The sequence below is a fragment of the Pseudovibrio sp. Ad26 genome (genome assembly GCF_001623285.1).
Lineage (GTDB): Bacteria > Pseudomonadota > Alphaproteobacteria > Rhizobiales > Stappiaceae > Pseudovibrio > Pseudovibrio ascidiaceicola.
Genome location: NZ_LMCE01000135.1, coordinates 1 through 906, shown reverse-complemented (window position 1 = coordinate 906; position 906 = coordinate 1). Strand labels below are relative to the sequence as shown.

The window sequence follows — 906 nt, the reverse complement described above, 5'->3', positions numbered from 1 at the left end:
TATTAACACGGTGTTATCGTTTTCTAACACGATGTGAATATTATCTGTGGCTAGATAGTAAATATAATGTGAGACGTTGTGACGTTTTAGTTCAGAATAAAACAATTCACAGTCTAAATCTTTTCGCACTTGATCGAATATTTCTTTAAAAATGGCAACCTGAGCCATTGGTAAAACCTTCCATGTGATACGAGGGCGCGTAGTTTGCATTATCGTTTTTATCGTTTCAATCTGGTCTGACCTCCTTGTGTTTTGTTGATGATTTATGTCAAATATTAGGAATGTTTTCACTTAATAGTATTGGTTGCGTAACAAAGTGCGGTCCTGCTGGCATTCTGGAGGGAAATACAACCGACAGATGTATGTAAGGCCAACGTGCTCAAATCTTCATACAGAAAGATTTGAAGTAATATTTTAACCGCTAGATGAAGAGCAAGCGCATGGAGCGACAAAATGAATAAAGAACAATCTGCTGATGATCCCTCCGTGGATCTGATTCGTGTAAAAAATATGCTTAATAGCACCATTTCTATGAGTTACCCTGATGTTGTAATTGCATGTATAGAACATAAGGTGTCTCTGGAAGCATTCAGAGCAATTGAGGCAGCGTTGGTGAAGCACGATAATAATATGAAGGATTATTCCCTGGTGGTTGACTGATCACCATAACTGCTAATCATTCAAACTATTTAGTCTGTGACAGAGCCAACACGCAGTCTGTCACTGTCAGGAAAGTGGTAAAACTGCAACTCAATTACTGCAATGCCCTCGTAATTAAGTGAATTTACAATATCGTCCTGTTCGGAGGGAAGAACGCGGGATGTTCATTCTTCATCACTTTTAATTGATGTATATGCTCTCTTTTCTGACGTTAGTCTCCGACGGCAGGCTTCAATGACCCAGGCT

General features: G+C 39.2%; 2 protein-coding genes. One reads left to right on the top strand and one right to left on the bottom strand.

The window, feature by feature from the left end; translation table 11 throughout:
- Positions 1 to 168, bottom strand: a 168-nt coding sequence (locus tag PsAD26_RS29155; RefSeq protein ID WP_153041569.1) for a DUF1398 family protein, incomplete at its 3' end; no start/stop codon positions are given.
- A gap of 285 nt (positions 169 to 453) precedes the next feature.
- Here PsAD26_RS29155 and ybcW point away from each other — a divergent pair.
- Positions 454 to 660 carry a protein YbcW gene (ybcW, locus tag PsAD26_RS23705; protein WP_001031427.1) on the top strand — a complete coding sequence of 69 codons (207 nt, stop codon included), beginning with the start codon at positions 454 to 456 and terminating at the stop codon, positions 658 to 660.
- Positions 661 to 906 lie beyond the last annotated feature (246 nt).